Here is a 20,645-nt window from a genome sequence, read left to right as displayed (position 1 = left end):
AATCATATGCTGTATTACTTATTCGATTTTTTAGATAAGCAGTATGATTTTCCGGGAGCCGGGCTATTCCAGTATATCAGCTTTCGTGCTACTGCTGCGATAATCACTTCGCTGCTTTTATCCTTATTCGTTGGTAAAAGATTGATCAATTATTTGCGAAAAAAACAAGTGGGTGAAGATATCCGCGATTTAGGCCTGGAAGGTCAGATTCAGAAAAAAGGTACACCAACTATGGGTGGTTTGATAATTCTTTTATCAATAGTAATACCTACGCTTCTGTTTGCAAAGCTGCATAATATTTATATAATACTGATGCTTATTGCTACAGTTTGGTTAGGTGCAATTGGTTTTATTGATGATTATATTAAGGTATTCAAAAAAAATAAAAAAGGCCTGGCTGGAAAATTTAAAATACTTGGACAAGTAGGATTGGGGCTTATTGTAGGATGTACACTTTATTTCAGTAATAATGTTGTGATAAAACAAAAAGCTGAAAGGCATGCCAGTTATGTTGATTCACAGACCATGTTTAAAATGGATAACTTCAATGAGGCACAATTAAGTTTTTCTAAAGAAACTGTAAAATCAACTAAAACAACCATTCCATTTTTTAAGAATAATGAATTTGATTATGCCGATTTGCTTTCATGGCTTGGTGGTGATTACAGGAAATTTGCATTTCTTATTTTTATCCCGATAGTGATTTTTATAATCGTAGCGGTTTCAAACGGGGCAAACCTGACGGACGGAATTGACGGGCTTGCATCGGGAACCTCAGCAATTATTGGAACTACGCTGGGTGTGCTTGCATATGTTTCGGGTAACATCATTTTTGCAAATTATCTAAATATTATGTACATCCCGAATTTGGGTGAGCTGACCATTTATGTAGGTTCTTTTGTTGGTGCATGTATCGGGTTCCTATGGTACAATTCATTTCCTGCGCAAGTGTTTATGGGCGATACAGGAAGTTTGGCTTTAGGCGGAATCATTGCCGTTTTTGCAATCATCATTCGTAAAGAGCTTTTGATACCTATACTGTGCGGAATATTTTTCGTGCAGAGTCTTTCGGTTTCTATACAGGTACTTTATTTCAAATACACGAAACGCAAGTATGGCGAAGGACGCAGAGTTTTCCTGATGGCGCCGTTACATCATCATTATCAGAAGAAAGGTTATCACGAAGCCAAGATTACATTACGTTTCATGATTATAGGAATAATACTGGCAATTATTACGATAGTAACATTAAAGATTCGATAAAAATGTTTTTACAAAATGCCCGTGAAAAAAATAATAATACTCGGAGCAGGAGAAAGTGGAGTGGGAGCAGCAATACTGGCTGTAAAGAAAGGCTTTGAGGTTTTTGTTTCGGATAAAGGTAAAATAAAAGAAAAATATAAAAACGTTCTTTCAAATGCTGGTGTTGAATGGGAAGAAGAAAAGCATACGCTGAATCGTTTGCTTAAAGCGGATGAAGTGATTAAAAGTCCCGGTATTCCTGATGATACAGAAGAGCTGAAAAAAATTAAAGCAAAAAATATTCCGGTCATATCGGAAATAGAATTTGCTTCAAGATTCAGTACTTCAAAAAAAATATGTATCACCGGAAGTAACGGAAAAACCACAACTTCAACGCTTATACATCATATTCTGAATAAAGCAGGATGGGATGTTTGTCTTGCAGGTAATGTTGGAAAAAGTTTTGCCGGGCAACTTGCTGAAAGCGATCATGAATATTTTGTGTTGGAATTAAGCAGTTTTCAGCTTGACGGAATGTATGAGTTTCGTGCAGATATAGCGGTGTTGTTAAACATTACACCCGATCACCTGGACCGCTACGATAACGATTTTCAGAAGTATGCAGATTCGAAATTCAGAATTACAAGAAATCAAAAAGAAGAAGATTATTTTATTTACTGTGATGATGATGAAGTGATAAAAAGTGAAATCAATAAAAGAAAATTAAAACAAAAATTAATTCCGTTCTCTATTCAACACAAGCTTGAAACAGGCGGATTTGTTAATGAAAATGAATATAAAATAAATATAAACCAAACCCAATTTAGAATGCTCTTTCAAGAATTAGCACTACAAGGTAAACACAACCTTTACAATTCGCTGGCTTCAGGAATCGCTGCGCGGATTCTTGACATCAGAAAAGATGTTATAAAAGAAAGCCTCTCCGATTTTCAAGGTGTTGAGCACCGACTGGAGTTTGTCGCCAATATTCATGGTATTGAATTTATAAACGATTCAAAAGCCACGAATGTGAATTCGGCATGGTATGCTTTGGAAAGCATGACCAAGCCTGTGATTTGGATTGTTGGCGGAAAAGACAAAGGCAACGATTATTCTTTACTTAATGATATGGTGAAGAGTAAAGTGAAGGCAATTGTTTGTCTTGGTCTTGACAATAAAAAAATCATAAAAAATTTTAAAGGGATCGTTGAAAATATTGCGGAAACCTATACTGCAATTGATGCGGTAAGAACAGCATATCATTTCGGAAAACAGGGTGATGTGGTTTTGTTATCACCGGCATGTGCCAGTTTCGACCTCTTCGAAAATTATGAAGAGCGTGGAAAAAAATTCAAGGAAGCAGTTCGTGATTTTTAATAAAAAATAATGATAAAAATACTTAACAATATCAGGGGTGATAAAATTGTATGGTTAGTAATTTTTATACTGACTATTTTTTCATTGCTGTCGGTATACAGTTCTACGGGAACGCTTGCATACCGCTATCAACATGGTAATACAGAATATTATCTAATAAAACATTTTATTATTCTGTTATTCGGTCTTGGGCTGATGTATGTTGCTCACCTGGTGAAATACACTTATTATTCAAGGATTTCACAGCTTGCCATGTTTATTGCCGTTCCTTTGTTATTGTTTACTCTTTTTACAGGAACCAATGTAAATGAGGCCAGTCGTTGGTTAACATTGCCTGTGATCAATCTTACTTTTCAAAGTTCCGATTTTGCAAAACTTGCGCTCATAATTTATGTAGCACGTTTATTATCAAAAAAACAAGAGCAGATAAAAGATTTCAAATCGGCTTTTGTTCCAATTATGGCGCCGATTTTAATTGTTTGCGGGTTGATACTTCCTGCAAATTTTTCAACAGCTGCTGTACTATTTGCAACATGTATGACAATGATGTTCATTGGGCGCATCAATATGAAATATATTTTTGCCTTGTTTGGAATCGCTGTAGTTCTATTTAGTTTATTTGTTATCATCCTTATGAATTCACAGAGTCAGGGCAGGCTGGGGACATGGAAGAACAGGATTGAAAATTTTCAGAATCCTGATAAAGATGAAAATTACCAGGTAGAACAGGGAAAAATAGCAATAGCAACAGGTGGGATAGTAGGGAAATTTCCCGGTAACAGTACACAACGTAATTTTCTGCCACATCCTTATTCCGATTTTATTTATGCTATTATTGTTGAAGAATATGGATTGATAGGAGCCATCGTTGTAATATTAATGTATTTGATTTTACTATTCAGGGGAGTAAAAATTGCATCAACCGCACCGGGAACATTTGGTGCGTTCCTGGCATTTGGTTGCTGCTTTAGCTTGGTATTCCAGGCATTCATAAATATGGCCGTAGCGGTGAATTTATTTCCGGTTACCGGTCAGCCCCTTCCAATGGTTAGTATGGGAGGAACATCCATTTGGTTTACCGGTATTGCAATAGGGATAATTCTTAGTGTAAGTAAAGAATCAGATAAAGAAAAAAAATCAGGTAAAGAAAACACAGAAGAAAATATTCAGGAAAAAAATGAAGAGCAGTAGTATAAGAGTGATCATAAGTGGCGGAGGTACCGGGGGACATATTTTCCCTGCAATTGCTATTGCAAATGCTATAAAAGAAATTTTACCCGATTCGGAAATTCTTTTTGTAGGCGCCAAAGGCAGGATGGAAATGGAAAAAGTTCCGGCTGCCGGATATAAGATTGAAGGGTTATGGATTAGCGGAATTCAAAGAAGATTGACGTATAAAAATTTTTTGGTGCCGTTTAAAATAATTTCCAGTTTGATAAGATCGCGCAGCATCATTAAGAATTTTAAACCCGATGTGGTGGTTGGTGTTGGAGGCTATGCCAGCTGGGCAGTTGTAAAAGCTGCAAATTATAATAAAATCCCTACACTCATACAGGAGCAAAATTCTTTCCCGGGAAAATCAAATATCAATCTGTCAAAAAAAGTAAATAAAATTTGTGTTGCTTTTCCTGAAATGAAAAAATATTTTCCGGTTGAAAAAATTGTTTTGACCGGTAATCCTGTCAGAAAAGATGTGATAGATATTGAAAATAAAAAACAGGAAGCATTAAAATTTTTCGGTTTAAAAGAAAATCATAAAATCATTTTTGCTGTAGGCGGAAGCTTGGGAGCAAGGACTATCAACGAAAGTATATGCAAGTCTTTGTCTTTATTGAAAGAAAAAAATATTCAATTGATATGGCAGACAGGAAAAGCTTATTATGAAACAGCAAAAGCTGAAGTAAAAAATTATACGGGTAATGGAATTGCCGTTTATGATTTCATTAACAGGATGGATTTGGCTTATGCCGCAGCTGATTTAGTAGTTTCGCGGGCTGGTGCAATTTCGGTTTCGGAATTATGTTGTGTTGGTAAACCGGCAATTCTTGTTCCTTCGCCGAATGTAGCCGAAGATCATCAGACAAAAAATGCAATGGCGCTTGTAAAAGAAAATGCAGCAAGGCTTGTGAAAGATTCGGAATGCAGGCAAATACTGAGCGAAGTAATAAACGAAATGTTTGGTAACGAAGAAGAAATGAAAAATTTAAGTTGTAATATAAAACGACTTGCTTTGCCTGATGCTGCAATAACAATTGCAAAAGAAGTTATTAAATTAACAGGAAAAATTTTTAAATGAAAGAAATTAATAAAATAAAAAATATTTATTTCCTTGGCATTGGTGGCATTGGTATGAGCGCCCTGGCGCGTTATTTTAAATCGCTTGGAGCAAATGTAAGCGGTTATGATAAAACACCAACACCATTAACAAGTGAATTAATTAAAGAAGGAATTAATGTTCATTTCGATGAAAACATTAATGCAATACCCGAAAATGTTGACCTTGTAGTTTATACTCCTGCGGTTCCAAAAGATCACAAAGAATTTATTTATCTGAAAGAAAATAAATTCAGTTTAAAAAAGAGAGCCGAAGTATTAGCCGGGGTTGTTAATGATTCATTTACTATAGCTGTTGCAGGTACACATGGTAAAACTACCATTACGTCAATGATCGCGCACATCCTGAAATGTGCAAAAAAAGATGTGATGGCTTTTATCGGGGGCATTGCAAAAAATTATAAATCAAATTTGATTTTATCAGGGAAAAATTCCATTGCCGTTGTCGAAGCGGATGAATACGACAGAAGCTTCCTTCAGTTACATCCTGATATTGCAGTAATTTCGGCTATGGATGCCGACCACCTGGATATTTATGGTGATAAAAATTATGTGGTTGAATCGTTCACACTTTTTGCAAAACAAATAAGAAATGAAGGAAAATTATTTCTTAAAAAAAGTTTAAAGCTTACTGATGATAAAATAAAATATCAGAGCTATTCTGCAAAAGTGAAATGCGAATATATGGCTTCGGATATAAAAGTTTCTGATGGCGCATTTTATTTTACATTGAATTTTCCCGAAAATAAAAAAACAGAAATTAAAGCCGGAGTACCCGGAATGCATAATGTGGAAAATGCAGTGGCAGCAGCTGCAGTGGCTTATCAAATGGGCGTTCAGGTGAATGTTATTAAAAAAGCATTGGAAAGTTATTCGGGAGTAATGCGCCGGTTCGATTACCGGATCAATGAAAAAGAACTCGTTTTTATTGATGATTATGCTCATCATCCCGAAGAAATAAAAGCCTGTTTAAATGCAGTAAGAGAATTATATCCTTCAAAAAAAATCACAGGAGTTTTCCAGCCTCACTTGTTTTCACGTACACGCGATTTTGCCGATGGGTTTGCTGAAAGCCTTGCTATGCTTGATGAATGTATATTGCTCGACATTTATCCTGCAAGGGAACTTCCTATCAAAGGAGTTACTTCAGAAATGCTTTTGGAGAAAATTAAAATTAAGAATAAATCATTATGCACCAGGGATGACCTAATCGAAGAACTGGTAAAAAGGAAGCTCGAAGTGCTTGTTACTATTGGCGCAGGGGATATTGATCAACTGGTATTGCCTATTGAAAAAAGTTTAAAAAATATTTTAAAAATTCAAAGAGAATTTTAATGAAAAGAATCATCATCATATTGATGTGGGTTATTTTAATTGCAGGTGTAGGTGTACTTATTGCTTTTATACAGAAACAGCAGGATGCGGTGATATGTAAAAACCAAAGTGTACTGATAAAATACGATAGCGATGATTATTTTATTACAGAAAGTGATATTTGGGATTACCTTTCCGGCAAGGGTTATAAGCTAAAAGATAATAGCCTTGCGGAAATAAATTCCAATGATATTGAAAGTGCATTGAATGAAATACCTTATGTTGAAAAGGCAGATGTAAGTACAAATATCGAGGGTGATATTGAAATTAAAATAAAGCAAAGACGTCCGTTAGTAAAAGTGATAAATAAATTCAATCAAAGTTATTACATTGATGATAAGGGTTTCCTGATGCCCGGTAGTGAAAAATATTCTGCCCGCTTGCTTGTAGCAAATGGAAATATTGATAATTATTATGCTCCTAAAATAAAATTAGATGTTAATGATTCGCTGAGTGCCGATTCGAATATTATGAAAACGGCTGCTTATAAGGTTTTCAGAATAGCACAGTTTATTGATAAGGATGAATTCTGGAAAGCCATGATAGAAGAGATATACGTGAATACAAAAGGAGAAATGGAATTGTTTACCAAGATAGGCGATGCAGTTGTTATTTTTGGAAACATAGATAATATGGAAGAAAAATTTAATAATCTTTTGGTTTTTTATAAGAAAGGCTTGAATAAGATAGGGTGGAGTAAATACAAAAAAATAAATTTAAAATATAAAAATCAGGTGGTTTGTTCAAAAACTTAATTCATAAAATATGGAATCAGAAATTATTGTAGGATTAGACATTGGTACTACCAAGATTGCTGCAATCGTTGGAAGAAGAAACGAATTCGGTAAAATTGAAATTCTGGGAATTGGGAAATCAGAATCGATTGGAGTTACACGTGGTATGGTTGCCAATATTGAAAAAACAGTTCATTCTATTCGTGCTGCTATTGAAGAAGCGGAACAAAAATCAGGTGTGAATATAAGGGTGGTGAACGTGGGAATTGCAGGTCAGCATATAAAAAGTATTCAGCATCGTGGAAACATTATGCGCAATAGTCTTGAAGATGAAATCAGCCAGCAGGATATTGATGTGTTGGTTGAAAATATGTATAAGCTGGTGATGCAGCCCGGCGAAGAAATCATTCATGTTATTCCGCAGGAATATATCGTTGACAAAGAACCGGGAATTAAAGATCCTATAGGTATGTCGGGCATTTGCCTTGAAGCGAATTTTCATATTATCACCGGACAAGTTGCCGCAGCAAAAAATATTCATAAGTGTGTAAGCAAAGCAGGACTTGAAGTTGCCGAACTTATTCTTGAACCGCTTGCTTCATCTGATGCCGTGCTGAGCGAAGACGAAAAAGAAGCCGGGGTTGTTTTAGTTGATATTGGCGGGGGTACAACAGACATCGCTATTTTCCAGGATGGAATCATTCGTCATACTGCCGTAATTCCTTTTGGTGGAAATGTTGTTACCGAAGACATTAAAGAAGGATGCACTATTATTCGCAGCCAGGCTGAAGCATTGAAAATAAAATTCGGTTCAGCATTGGCAAGTGAAAATAAGGAAGAAGAAATTGTTTCCATTCCCGGATTAAGAGGACGCGACCCGAAAGAGATCTCGCTGAGAAACCTTGCCAGTATTATACAGGCAAGAATGGAAGAGATCATTGAACATATCTATTATGAAATAAAAAATTCCGGTTACGAGAAAAAACTCATTGCAGGAATTGTACTTACCGGTGGTGGTGCTCAGTTAAAACATGTGGCACAGCTTACTGAATTTATTACCGGCATGGATACACGTATCGGATACCCAAATGAACACCTGGCAAAAAGTGTTTCCGAAGATATTGCAAGTCCTATGTTTGCAACAGGTGTTGGCTTGGTGATAAAAGGATTTGAACGACTCGAAAAAATGGAAAGTAAGGTACCCAGGGAAAATAAAGGGAATGCGAAAGAAAAAACAAAAGTCCAGACACATTCTAAAAAAACCAAAGGCGGATTCTTTGATAAAATTTTTGCAAAGGGTAAAGAATTTTTTGAAGACGGTGGAACAAATTAACAAATAAAAAATATTAACATTTTTTGTAAAATTCATGTTAATAAAATCTGAACAAAAAAAAATTTCGATAGCATCTTATATCTAATTTTAACCATCCGAAAAAACATCTATGACCGAAATGATACAATTCGACCTTCCAAAAAATAAATCATCAATCATAAAAGTGATTGGTGTAGGCGGTGGCGGCAGCAATGCTGTAAACCATATGTTCAAACAGGGCATTGAAGGTGTTGATTTTATTGTATGCAACACCGACTCCCAGGCTCTTGAAATTAGTCCTATACCTGTTAAAGTTCAGATAGGAGCGAGTCTTACTGAAGGAAGGGGAGCGGGTTCTATTCCTGCTGTCGGGAAAAATGCGGCCATAGAAAATATTGACCAGATTAAAAGTATGCTGGATACGAATACCAAAATGCTTTTTATTACTGCAGGTATGGGGGGCGGAACAGGTACGGGAGCAGCTCCTGTAATTGCTGCTACTGCTAAAGAAATGGGAATACTTACTGTTGCAATTGTTACCATTCCATTTTCTTTTGAAGGAAGAAAAAGAAAATTGCAGGCAGAAGAAGGTATTAAAGAACTTCGGAAAAATGTAGATACACTGCTTGTAATATGCAATGATAAATTACGCGAACTATACGGAAACCAGCGTTTGTCCGAAGCATTCGGAAAAGCGGATAACATTCTTACCAATGCAGCAAAAGGTATTGCTGAAATAATCACTGTTCCCGGTTACATCAATGTTGATTTTGAAGATGTGAAGACTGTAATGAAAAACAGTGGTGTTGCTATAATGGGTTCGGGATTTGCTGAAGGTGAAAACCGCGCTCTCGAAGCTGTTGAAATGGCTTTATCTTCACCATTACTGAACGATAACCAGATTAAAGGTGCAAGCAACATTTTGTTGTATATCGCTTCAGGTAAGGCTGAGATTACCATGGATGAAGTTTCTGAAATCACTGAATACATCCAGCGTGAATCAGGTTCAACAGCTGAGATCATTTGGGGTAATGGCGTTGACGAATCATTAGACAACATGATAGGTGTTACTCTTATTGCTACAGGTTTCAATTCAACAGAAACATTTGATTACATCCCGGCAAAGCAACCTGTACGTAATGTTGTTTCCCTTGAAGAAGAAATTAAAACAGAGAAGGAAGAAAAAAATAATCCTGTTACCGAAAAAGAAGACGTTGATATTTTTGATATCAAACTAACAACAAAAAATGTTGAGAAGGTTGAAGAAATAAAAATTATCAATGAATCAAAACAGGTTGAAATCACTAATGAATTCACTCTATTTGAAAACACAAAACAAGCAGCTGATGATGAACCGGATATTCAACTTCAGCCTAATGCTTTGAACGAGCCGATAATACTGGTTAAAACAGAAGAACCGGCTTTTGAGAATAAAGTTGAACCGGTACAGGAACCTGTTGCTGAAAAAGAAAATGTTCCGCTTCATACACAGGAAAGAATAAAAAAACTTAAAGAGCTCAGCATGAAAATTAAAACACAGCAAGGTGTTTCTGAACTCGAAAAAGAACCGGCATACGTGAGAAGAAATGTAGTGTTATCGAATGTTATTCCTTCTAGCGAATCACATATTTCAAAATTCACACTTTCAGAAGGTGAAGATAAAAAAGTGGAACTCCGGCAGAATAATAGTTTTCTTCACGATAACGTTGATTAATTTATAGAAATTAAATTATGAGTTTAGTTGACCGCATCAATGCTGATATTAAATCGGCAATGCTTGCCAAAGAAAAAGAAAAACTGGAAGCATTAAGAAGCATTAAAGCAGCGTTGTTGCTTGCACAATCTTCCGGTGAACCGGTTACCGACGACAGCGAAATAAAATTATTACAGAAGCTGGTTAAGCAACGCAGAGAAGCTGCTGAAATTTATAAAACCCAAAACAGATCGGATCTTGCTGAACCTGAAATTTTTCAGGCTGATATCATACAGCAATATCTGCCAGCGCAAATGGGTGAAGAAGAAATTAAAAATATTATTAAAAAAATTATTGAAACAACCGGCGCTTCATCTATAAAAGATATGGGAAAAGTTATGGGGCTTGCTAGTAAAGAACTTGCCGGAAAAGCCGATAATAAAGTTGTTTCCGATATTTTAAAAAGCTTACTTTCCTAACATATGACATTCGTCATACCTTTTTTGCCGGCCTGGTTAGCCGGCTTTTTTAACGATAAAGAATAAATTTCAAATAATCAACGCTCAATTTCCAATATCCAAGCTGATCATTGGTAATTCGATGTTGGAAATTGGTTATTTTATTAATATTTGTAACTTGTAATATGGGCTTTATCTGTATTGTATTTAATTTACAATCCAAAATCTTAAATACAAATTTTAAGTTCTAACTTCCCTATACCTTTCTACCTTATACCTTATTATTATATTACTTTTTGTATAACTGCATTTTTAAAATTACTTTTGTTGTAATTAATTTGAAATGAAAGTTAACGGTAAAGAATACAAAACCATTTGGCTCGAAGGTTCAACAGTGTTTATGATAGAACAGAATCTTCTTCCTTTTGAGTTTAAAATATTTGAATCGAAAGATTATAAAACAACCTGTCACGCAATTAAAACAATGATTGTACGTGGTGCCGGTGCTATTGGTGCTGCTGCAGGTTATGCAATGGCACAGGCTGCTCTGCTCGCTGATAATAATAATTACGAAGAAGAGATTTTAATTGCTAAAAACGAAATTGAGGGTACGCGTCCAACTGCAAGAAATTTATTTTATGCTACCGAACTGGTTTATGCTGCTGCAAAACATTCGCCTGCAAGAGCCGTTATTGCTGCCGAATTCATTGCCGAGCAGGATATTTATGCAAGCAGGAAAATTGGTGAATACGGGAATGAAATCATAAAAAATAATTTTAATATTCTTTCACATTGCAATGCCGGATGGCTTGCTTTTGTTGATTATGGTACAGCGTTGTCGCCCATTTACACAGCTCATCGTGAAGGAAAAAACATTTTTGTTTACGTTGATGAAACCCGCCCACGCAGTCAGGGTGCGCGACTTACAGCATGGGAGCTGAATAATGAAAATGTTCCTCATGTTATTGTGCCTGATAATGCCGGAGCATTTTTGATGTCGCAGAAAAAAGTTGATATGGTAATTGTGGGAGCAGACAGGATTGCACGCAATGGTGATGTGGCTAATAAAATAGGAACTTTCGAAAAAGCAATAATAGCAAAAGAATTTGGAGTTCCAGTTTATGTTGCGGCTCCGACTTCTACATTTGATTTGAAATGTAAATCGGGTTCGGAAATAATTATTGAAGAACGAAATGAAAATGAAGTTTTGTGGCAAACGGGAATTGATAAAACAGGGAAACTCCATGAAGTGCTTGTGTGTTCGCCAAATTCAAAAGCATTTAATCCTGCATTTGACGTTACACCTGCAAAATATATTACAGGAATAATTACTGAAAAAGGAATTGTAAAACCTACTGTGAAAGATATAAAAACGCTTTTAGAATAATGGCAGAAGAATATAGCGGGATAAAATTTAAAACAATTCTTAAAGATGCTGAACCTCCTATGGATTCACATCTTGAAGAGCTCAGCTATTGGTGTAAAATTTTTCATGAAAAAAAATTAGCACCGCCATACCCCGGTGGTTCATATGGAAATTTGAGCTTCAGGATAAAAAGTGGTGAAAATGATTTTATAATTACCGGAACCTGTATTGGTTTTAAAAATGAATTGAAGAATGATTGCTTTGTAAAGGTTACGGATTGCGATATGGAAGATAGAATAGTGTATGCCGAAGGAAAGCGTTATCCTTCGTCGGAAAGCATGTTGCATTATTCAATTTATAAAGCAAGACCGGAAGTGAATGCGATTTTTCACGGTCATTCAAAAGAAATTTTAGATAATGTTAAAACGCTTGGTATTCCTGAAACAGCAAAGGAGGAATCATACGGAACAATTGAACTTGTAAATAGTGTACTTGATATTTTAGATAATCATGATTTCCTTTGCATGAAAAATCATGGATTTATTTCGTTGGGTAAATCCATGAAAGAAGCAGGTGAGCAATTATTAAAAATAATTTAAATGCAGGAACGACATACAAACAGGGAACAATATTTTAAAGAACAGGAATATACTGTTAGCCGGCATGTGCTGCCTTTTATAAAAGATGTTTTTGATGTAAACGAAAAAACTTCTGTTCTTGAAATTGGCTGCGGTGAGGGTGGTAACCTGAAACCATTTCTGGATTTGGGTTGTGTAAGAATTGTGGGAATTGATTTAGCAGGAGGAAAAATCGAGAATGCAAATAAATTTTATGAAAATCATCCGAATAAAGAAAACATAAAATTCATTACAGCTGATATTTATGATATTGAAAGTATCGGAACTTTCGATTTGATTTTTTCTCGCGATGTTCTTGAACATATTCATGGGCAGGAGCGCTTTATGGATTTTATAAAAAAATTTTTAAAACCCGGTGGAAAGATATTCATGGGATTTCCTTCTTGGCAAAGCCCGTTTGGCGGACATCAGCAGATTTGTGAAAGTAAAGTTTTATCAAAACTACCGTATTTTCACATTTTACCAAAAGGTATTTATCGTTCAATTTTAAAAATGTTTGGCGAAGGTCAGGGAAAAATTGAAAACCTTTTGGAAGTGCATGATACTGGGATTACAATTGAACGATTTGAAAGAATTTTGAAACAGTCGAATTATAAAATTGATAAGAAGATTTTATATTTCATTAATCCAAATTATGAAGTGAAATTCAAACTTAAAGTCAGGAAACAATCGTCGATACTGACCTCTATTCCATATTTCAGGAATTATTTTGTTACGACAAATTATTATGTGATTTCTTTGGGTTGATTCCTGTTAATTACTCCCTTAATATCTTATTGAAATAAAAACCAAAAGCTCATTCTTAATCACTATTTTTGTGATGATTGTTAAGTTATGCTGAAAAAAGCAAGATCAATATTAATTCATAAAGATAAAAAGCAAATTTTTTCAAATTTTGTTTCATTATCGGTTTTGAATGGAATTTCATTTTTGTTTCCACTTATCACAGTGCCTTATCTGACAAGGGTTTTAGGTCCTTCAACATTCGGACTGGTTTCGTTTGCCAATGTAGTTATTCAATATTTTATAATTTTTACAAGCTTTGGATTTGCTTTTTCTGCAACGCAGCAGATTTCAATAAATCAAAATAATAAACAAAAAGTTTCGGAAATATTTTCCGCTGTTATAAGTGTAAAACTTATGATCTCCCTTTTGTGTGCATTGGTATTATTGATCCTTATTGTTTCGTTTGAACAGTTTCGAAGCAATTATATTTTGTTTATTTACACATTTGGAATTGTTATTGGCGATGCTTTGGTTCCAGTGTGGCTTTTCCAGGGAATGGAGAAAATGAAGTTTATCACAATTGTAAATTTTATTTCAAAATTAACTTTCACACTTTTGATTTTTGTTTTTGTACGTAATGAATCGGATTACCTGATAGTGCCGTTATTCAACACATATGGGTATTTGATAGCAGGAATCTTAAGTTTTATAATTGCATACAAAACATTTAATCTGAATGTTGTTTTTCCAAAAATTTCTGAAATAAAAATTCAGATGAAAGAATCATGGCCGATTTTTGTTTCAACATTCAGCATGAATTTATACCGGAATGCAAATGTTCTACTTTTAGGATTATTCTCAAACTATACAATTGTGGGATATTATTCATCTGCCGAAAAAGTGATTAAAGGTATGCAGTCCATAATAACTCCGGTATCCGATGCATTATTCCCGTTCATGAGTAAAAAGTTCTTTAATGAAAGCAATAACAAAAATGCAAACTTTTTAATAAAACTCGGAAAATATTATTTTGTAATATTAGTGCTGATTTCTCTGCTATTCCTTGTGTTTGCACGACCTGTTGTTACCGTTTTTCTTGGAGATAAATTTATTCCTTCCATTCCTGATATGCAGATTATGAGCTTTGTTATCCTGTTTGGAGGGATGAATTATTTTCTTGGAATTTTAGGCCTGGTAAATATGGGATATAAAAAGAAATTCATGGTTTATGTTGCTATTACTGGTGTTATAAGCATTGTAAACCTTTTCTTTTTAATTTACTTTTTTGCCGATATGGGAGCGTCAGCTTCAATGCTGATAAGTGAAATAATACTTTTTGCAATGTTGACTGCATCTGTTTTTAAACTTAGAAAAATTAGTGAATAAGCGTGATTCAAATATCGTGAATAATCCAAAAGTTGCAATAGTAATATTGAACTGGAATGGTTTTAAAGATACGATTGACTGCCTGTCGAGCCTTTCAAATAGCAATTATCAGAATTTTGAAATCATACTTGTAGATAATGCTTCAACCGATGGCTCGGTCGGGAAAATAAAAAAATGGCTTACCGATACGTTATATAAAAAAATTCAGATTATTGAATGTCCTTTGAATTATGGTTTTGCTAAAGGAAATAATATTGGGATACAGGCGGCGATAAACAATAAAACAGATTATATCCTGCTTTTGAATAATGACACTGTTGTTACTCCAAACTTCATGAGTGAGTTAATAACATTCTTTAATAATAACATAAATTATTCGGTAGCAACTCCGCAAATACGATATTTTAATAAACAGGAAATAATTTGGAATTGTGGTGGAAAGCTAAGCAATTACGGAACACGTAAATATTTTTTCGATGATAAACATTACACCGAATTGCCGGATAAAAATTTCGTTAAAATAAGCTTTATTACCGGATGCTCAATAATAATGCGCACATCAGTTATTGAAAAAATAGGTAAACTGACAGAAAATTTCTTTTTTGGTGAAGAAGATTTTGAATTTTCAATGCGACTGAAAAAGAATAAAATAAATGCAGCATGTGTGTTAAATTCACTGATATATCATAAAGTTAACTCTTCAATTTCAAAAACATCTGAACTAATCATCGGCAAAATATTTATAAATTATTTAAGTCGGTTTATAAATATGAAAAGTTTTATGCCTTCATGGAAGTGGCAATTGTGGCGACATTCGTACATTTTATATATTGTTTATTTGTTAAAATTCAGATATAAGTTTTCTTTTAAAACCATACGCATATTTCTTTCTTGTTTGCTTTCGGATTCATTAAAATTAAATGGTGTAGACAAAGCCATTTTTGATAAATATATTAACTTTGATTTTTCGAGTAAACCGGTATAATGATTTTGGCTGCTGATAAATGGGATATTTCAAAAATTCATGTTTTCCTTACATGTTTGTTGATATCATTGATTCCTTTTGCAGTGATAATGATTTCGTATGCAATAATGCTGTGGCTGGTCAGCGCATTGGTACTTATCTTTTTCTACGAAAAAAAAAGAATCACTTTTAAATTCAATTTTGCAGTAATTATCAACCTACTGTTGTATTTGGTTTTTGTTGTCGGAGTTTTTTATTCAGAAAATATTCCATCAGCACTTTTCGATATACAGTTAAAACTATCGTTGATATTGTTTCCGCCAATCATTTATTTATTACGGAATTTTTATAAAAGGTATTTTAATTTTGTTCTTTTAGCTTTTGTAATTGCAAATATATTTGCCGGATTTTATTGTTTGGGAAATGCTTTTTTAAATTCCGTTTCATTTGAAAACAGCGAATGGATGTTCAATAGCCATATTCCCGGTGTTTATGCCGACACTAATACCGATGCCCCGTCTTATTTCACATATTCAAATTTATCGTTATTTAAGCATCCTTCATATTTTTCAATGTACCTGATACTTTGTGTTTTTATAATGGTATATTTTGTAAACAACTCGTTAGTGATTATAAAAAATCAACGGACGAGCAACATTATTTATGCAACAGCAACAACTTTCCTCATTATTATGATTTATCTTTTAAAGTCGAAGGCAGCATATGGGACACTGATTTTATTTTCAGTAATATATTTTATTGTTTATGCAATTATGAATAAAAAAAAATTCATAGGCGCTATAGTTGTTGTAGCTTTGATAATATTGGGTATTATTGGATATAAACAGAATTCACGCTTTTACTATGTGAGTTCATTAGTTAAAAACCAGGGCGAATTGGTTGATGCGATTCAGAAAAAAGAATATCAGTTCATCATTGACCGGTTCGGAGTTGACCGTATTCCTATATGGATGCTATCGGTAGAGATTATTAATGAGCATTTTCTTTTTGGAGTAGGTTCAGGCGATGTTTCGGATAATTTAATGAGTAAGTATAAAAAATATGAACTTCATTCTTTGGTTGAAAATAAATACAATACTCACAATCAATACCTGGAAACATTTATTGCTGTTGGGGTCATCGGCTTTTTAATTTTTATGACATGGTTATTTTATCCTTTTTTCCTTAGAAGAAACTATACCCGTAAACGATTTTTAATTTTGATTTTTATCGGTATCATTATTATTAATTTTATGTTTGAAGCCGTGCTTAATACCATTGCAGGAGTTATATTTATTGCTTTCTTTTATAGTTTTTTATTATTTGTCAAAGGGCGAAGCCAGGGTACTGAAAAAACATTATTGTAGCAATGCTGAATTTGGTTTTATATTTAATTCTTTTTGCCGAAATAGTTTTAATAACAAATTTCGACAGGAAAATATTTGCAAATTATTTTTCACCTGTAACTATTTTAAGCTACCCGCTTTTGATCATCGTTACCATTACATTGGCATTTGGTGGCATACTTGGTTATAAGCCTGTAAACAGCAGTTTGTTGTTATTATTTATTGCAGGAATATTAGTTTTTTGGTCAGGAAGTTTTTTATGGGGAAAAATTATTCCCATAAAAATTATTGAAAAAATTACGAATAAAGTTTCTTATGAATCAGTAGGAATATCAAAAAAAATTAAAAGAATACTGTTGATTGCTGCCTGGTTTGTTATTGCTTATTTGATATATTCTTTTATTTCTACCTTTTTAAAATATGATGATACCGATGCAATAGGTACCAATGAATTTATTTATGAATATGCAGGTTCAGGAATTGCCGGGCATTTAATGGGAATTTCCATCCTGTTCCTGATAATATTCATAGGGATTGCAAAAAGAAAAGATTACCTGATCTTCATAACTATTTTGTTCTTCATTATTCTATCATTGTTATACCAGGTAAAAACATGGCTATACATTCCTGTTATCGGTGGACTTTTATTTCGCTGGTTTGATAAAAAGAAAATAAAAATCAAAGTATTACATATCGTGATATTTGTAATAACGGTGTTGCTGTTATTCGGATTGACTTATGTTTTCGCTATGCAGGATAGGAAAGATGCAACTTTCTTTTTTAAAATTTATTTACTTGCAAAACATTTTATGGGTTATGTTTTTGCCGGTATCCTTGGATTTGGCGAGCATATGAATAAACAGTTGCCTGTTGGTCAGAATCCCAAAGCATTAATAATGCCTTTTATGAATTTATATCATTTTATTAGTGGCGGAAGTCTTGAGGGTGTTATAAGTCCTTATCACGTATTTATTGACAAGAAAGAATTGGTTGATGTAAATGTTAAAACTTTTTTTGGAACAATATTGATTAATGGGGGATATGTTATTGGGATTATTTATACTTTTATACTTAGTATTATTTTATATTTTATTTTTTTTATAGCATCTATTTCAAAAAACTTTTGGATCATTGTTCTTTATGCTTTCTCTGCTTCTGCACTGGCTTTAGGATGGTTTGATTTTTATTACAACCAGTTACCGTTTATTGAACTGTCGGCTTATTTGTTAATTCTTATTTTTGTGTTAAAAATTAAAACAAAAAAATAAAATGAAAGTAGCTATTCTTGCCAATCCCAACAGTATCCACACTAAAAGATGGATTGCTTCACTTTGCCAATCAGGTATAGAAGTCGTATTGATTGGTTTGCATAAATCGAACTCTGCATTTTATGATAATTTACCGAACTTTAAAAGTTTTACAATTGGGTTTAAAGATCATCTGAATTATATTGATAATAAAATTCATAAACTGAAATATATAACAGCTGTTAACCGGATTAAAAAAATTATTTCTTTTGAAAAACCGGATATTCTTCATTCTTACTATGCTTCCAGTTATGGGCTTATTGGGGCATTATGTAATTTTCATCCTTATGTGATTTCTGTCTGGGGCAGCGATGTTTTTGAATTTCCGGGTAGTTCTTTTTTTGCTAAAAAAGTTTTAAAATATAATTTGTCAAAGTCCGATCATATCATGGCTACCAGTAATGCCCTGGCACAGGAAACAAAAAAATATACTTCAAAAAAAATAAATGTTATTCCTTTTGGTGTTGATACCGAAAAGTTTTTTAAGAACGTTAAAAAAATATTATTTAATGAAAATGATATTGTAATAGGGACTATTAAAACATTAGAAAAAGTATATGGAATCGATTACCTGATCAAAGCTTTTGCTAAGCTTAAAGAAAAAAACAAAGGGCTTTCATTAAAGCTTTTAATAGTGGGTAGTGGTAGTTGCGAACAGGAATATAAAAATTTAGTGAAAGAACTGGGCATTAAGCCTGATGTTATTTTTACCGGTTATGTTGATCATTGTGATATTGTAAAATATTATAACAATATTGATGTCTTTGTGGTTTCATCAATAAGGGAAAGCTTTGGTGTATCTGTATTAGAGGCTTCTGCTTGCGAGCTTCCTGTTGTAGTTACTGATACCGGTGGTTTACCTGAAGTTGTTGAAAAAAATAAAACAGGCATGATTGTTCCTGTAAAAGATATTGATGAAATTGTAAATGCTTTGGAATTGCTTATCAGCAGCGAAAAACTTCGGATTGATATGGGGGAAAGCGGAAGAAAACACGTGATCAAATCATATGACTGGAGTAAGAATGTTCAGGCAATGATAAATATGTATAAGAAAACGACTAAGGAAAAATAAAAAATTGAATAAGGTATATAAACATTAATGAAAAGACTTTTCGATATATCAATAAGCATAATCGTTCTTCTGCTTTTTTCGCCTTTCTATATTGTTATTGCATTGTGTATTTTTTTTAATGACAGGGGTCCTGTATTATATCCTGCCAAAAGAGTTGGTCAATATGGTAAAGAATTTCGCATGTATAAATTCAGAACAATGGTTGTAAATGCCGATAAAATAGGGGCATCGTCAACCACGCTTTCCGATTCACGGATAACAGGTATCGGGCGTTTTTTAAGAAAAACAAAACTCGACGAAATCCCACAATTTATAAATGTATTTATAGGCAACATGAGTATTGTAGGACCTCGTCCTGATGTGAAAACTTTTACGGATTTATTTACCGAAGAAGAAAAAAAGATATTGAGCGTTAAACCCGGAATTACAGATTGGGCTTCGGTATGGAACAGTGATGAAGGAAAAATCCTTGAAGGCGCCGAAGACCCTGATAAAGCATACATGGAACTGATATGGCCCGGGAAAAAAAAATTGCAGCTTAAATATGTTAATGAACATTCATTTCTAACTGACATTAAAATTATCTGGTTAACTTTGGCTGCTGTTTTAAAAAAATAAAATAATTGGAATAAAAATTCTGATAAAATGGATTTAAATTTTAAAAATATATTGATCCTTGCACCGCATACCGACGATGGCGAATTTGGCTGCGGTGGCTCCATTGCAAAGTTGCTTGAAGGAAAATCAAATGTTTTTTATGCCGCTTTTTCTCTATCTGAAGAATCGGTTCCTGATATATTTCCCAGGAATATCCTGGAATCGGAAGTGAAAGAAGCAACAAAAGTTTTAGGTATTAAACCTTCAAATTTACTGATATACAAATATAAGGTCAGACACTTTGCTTATAAACGACAGGAGATACTTGAAGATCTGGTACAACTTAGTAAAACCATAAACCCCGATCTTGTATTCATGCCTTGTCTTCATGATTTACACCAGGATCACAGCACTATTGCTTATGAAGGATTAAGGGCTTTTAAAAAGACAAGTATTCTTGCATATGAGATACCCTGGAATAATTTTAATTTTGCTACGCAATGTTATATAAAACTAGATGAAAAACATATGGCAAAAAAAATTGAAGCTTTAGATAAATATAATTCTCAGAAGGGCCGTTATTATGCATCAGAAGATTTTATCAGAAGTTTGGCAAGAACCAGGGGCACACAAATAGGAACGCAGTATGCCGAAGTTTTTGAAGTGTTATACTCAAAGAAAACAGGTTTGCAAAAAATCAAGATTGAATGAGCTGAAAA

19 protein-coding genes are annotated in these 20,645 nt (G+C 33.8%); all 19 read left to right on the top strand.

Annotated features, from left to right (window positions below; translation table 11 throughout):
- Positions 1 to 6 precede the first annotated feature (6 nt).
- A complete protein-coding gene (gene mraY / locus PKK00_02760) occupies positions 7 to 1,263 on the top strand; it encodes a phospho-N-acetylmuramoyl-pentapeptide-transferase (GenBank protein HNW97316.1) in 1,257 nt (418 codons plus the stop codon).
- A 21-nt stretch (positions 1,264 to 1,284) separates the two neighbouring features.
- Positions 1,285 to 2,619 (top strand): UDP-N-acetylmuramoyl-L-alanine--D-glutamate ligase, encoded by a 1,335-nt coding sequence (gene murD, locus PKK00_02755; GenBank protein ID HNW97315.1) that lies wholly within the window; start codon positions 1,285 to 1,287, stop codon positions 2,617 to 2,619.
- A gap of 9 nt (positions 2,620 to 2,628) precedes the next feature.
- Complete coding sequence (locus tag PKK00_02750; GenBank protein HNW97314.1) at positions 2,629 to 3,810, top strand: putative peptidoglycan glycosyltransferase FtsW; 1,182 nt, start codon at positions 2,629 to 2,631, stop codon at positions 3,808 to 3,810.
- On the top strand, positions 3,797 to 4,915 hold the full coding sequence (gene murG / locus PKK00_02745) for an undecaprenyldiphospho-muramoylpentapeptide beta-N-acetylglucosaminyltransferase (GenBank protein HNW97313.1): 1,119 nt from the start codon (positions 3,797 to 3,799) through the stop codon (positions 4,913 to 4,915). Before PKK00_02750 ends, murG begins: the two co-directional genes overlap by 14 nt.
- A complete protein-coding gene (gene murC, locus PKK00_02740) occupies positions 4,912 to 6,288 on the top strand; it encodes a UDP-N-acetylmuramate--L-alanine ligase (protein ID HNW97312.1) in 1,377 nt (458 codons plus the stop codon). The genes murG and murC overlap by 4 nt, the downstream gene beginning before the upstream one ends.
- The gene (locus tag PKK00_02735) at positions 6,288 to 7,082 is read left to right on the top strand and encodes a hypothetical protein (GenBank protein HNW97311.1); all 795 of its coding nucleotides are present in this window, start codon (positions 6,288 to 6,290) and stop codon (positions 7,080 to 7,082) included. The genes murC and PKK00_02735 overlap by 1 nt, the downstream gene beginning before the upstream one ends.
- A gap of 10 nt (positions 7,083 to 7,092) precedes the next feature.
- A complete protein-coding gene (gene ftsA, locus PKK00_02730; protein ID HNW97310.1) occupies positions 7,093 to 8,394 on the top strand; it encodes a cell division protein FtsA in 1,302 nt (433 codons plus the stop codon).
- Between the two features lie 109 nt (positions 8,395 to 8,503).
- A complete protein-coding gene (gene ftsZ, locus PKK00_02725) occupies positions 8,504 to 10,087 on the top strand; it encodes a cell division protein FtsZ (protein ID HNW97309.1) in 1,584 nt (527 codons plus the stop codon).
- A 17-nt stretch (positions 10,088 to 10,104) separates the two neighbouring features.
- Entirely contained in the window at positions 10,105 to 10,545 is a 441-nt protein-coding gene (locus tag PKK00_02720; protein ID HNW97308.1) for a GatB/YqeY domain-containing protein, read from the top strand.
- A 322-nt stretch (positions 10,546 to 10,867) separates the two neighbouring features.
- On the top strand, positions 10,868 to 11,911 hold the full coding sequence (gene mtnA / locus PKK00_02715; GenBank protein HNW97307.1) for an S-methyl-5-thioribose-1-phosphate isomerase: 1,044 nt from the start codon (positions 10,868 to 10,870) through the stop codon (positions 11,909 to 11,911).
- Positions 11,911 to 12,489, top strand: coding sequence for a class II aldolase/adducin family protein (locus PKK00_02710; protein ID HNW97306.1), 579 nt, complete (start codon positions 11,911 to 11,913; stop codon positions 12,487 to 12,489). The genes mtnA and PKK00_02710 overlap by 1 nt, the downstream gene beginning before the upstream one ends.
- Positions 12,490 to 13,275 carry a class I SAM-dependent methyltransferase gene (locus tag PKK00_02705; protein ID HNW97305.1) on the top strand — a complete coding sequence of 262 codons (786 nt, stop codon included), beginning with the start codon at positions 12,490 to 12,492 and terminating at the stop codon, positions 13,273 to 13,275.
- An 87-nt stretch (positions 13,276 to 13,362) separates the two neighbouring features.
- Positions 13,363 to 14,640, top strand: coding sequence for a flippase (locus PKK00_02700; GenBank protein ID HNW97304.1), 1,278 nt, complete (start codon positions 13,363 to 13,365; stop codon positions 14,638 to 14,640).
- A complete protein-coding gene (locus PKK00_02695) occupies positions 14,633 to 15,625 on the top strand; it encodes a glycosyltransferase family 2 protein (GenBank protein ID HNW97303.1) in 993 nt (330 codons plus the stop codon). Before PKK00_02700 ends, PKK00_02695 begins: the two co-directional genes overlap by 8 nt.
- Entirely contained in the window at positions 15,625 to 16,971 is a 1,347-nt protein-coding gene (locus PKK00_02690) for an O-antigen ligase family protein (GenBank protein HNW97302.1), read from the top strand. Before PKK00_02695 ends, PKK00_02690 begins: the two co-directional genes overlap by 1 nt.
- 2 nt (positions 16,972 to 16,973) lie before the next feature.
- Entirely contained in the window at positions 16,974 to 18,218 is a 1,245-nt protein-coding gene (locus tag PKK00_02685) for a DUF6337 family protein (GenBank protein HNW97301.1), read from the top strand.
- A 1-nt stretch (position 18,219) separates the two neighbouring features.
- Positions 18,220 to 19,329 carry a glycosyltransferase gene (locus tag PKK00_02680; GenBank protein ID HNW97300.1) on the top strand — a complete coding sequence of 370 codons (1,110 nt, stop codon included), beginning with the start codon at positions 18,220 to 18,222 and terminating at the stop codon, positions 19,327 to 19,329.
- A 27-nt stretch (positions 19,330 to 19,356) separates the two neighbouring features.
- Entirely contained in the window at positions 19,357 to 19,947 is a 591-nt protein-coding gene (locus PKK00_02675; GenBank protein ID HNW97299.1) for a sugar transferase, read from the top strand.
- Between the two features lie 27 nt (positions 19,948 to 19,974).
- A complete protein-coding gene (locus PKK00_02670) occupies positions 19,975 to 20,637 on the top strand; it encodes a PIG-L family deacetylase (GenBank protein ID HNW97298.1) in 663 nt (220 codons plus the stop codon).
- The last annotated feature ends 8 nt before the right edge of the window (positions 20,638 to 20,645 follow it).

The sequence above is a fragment of the Bacteroidales bacterium genome (assembly GCA_035353855.1).
Taxonomy (GTDB): Bacteria; Bacteroidota; Bacteroidia; order Bacteroidales; family CG2-30-32-10; genus DAOQAK01.
The sequence above is the reverse complement of the archived record's forward strand: the minus strand, read 5'-3'. Positions and strand labels throughout refer to the sequence as shown.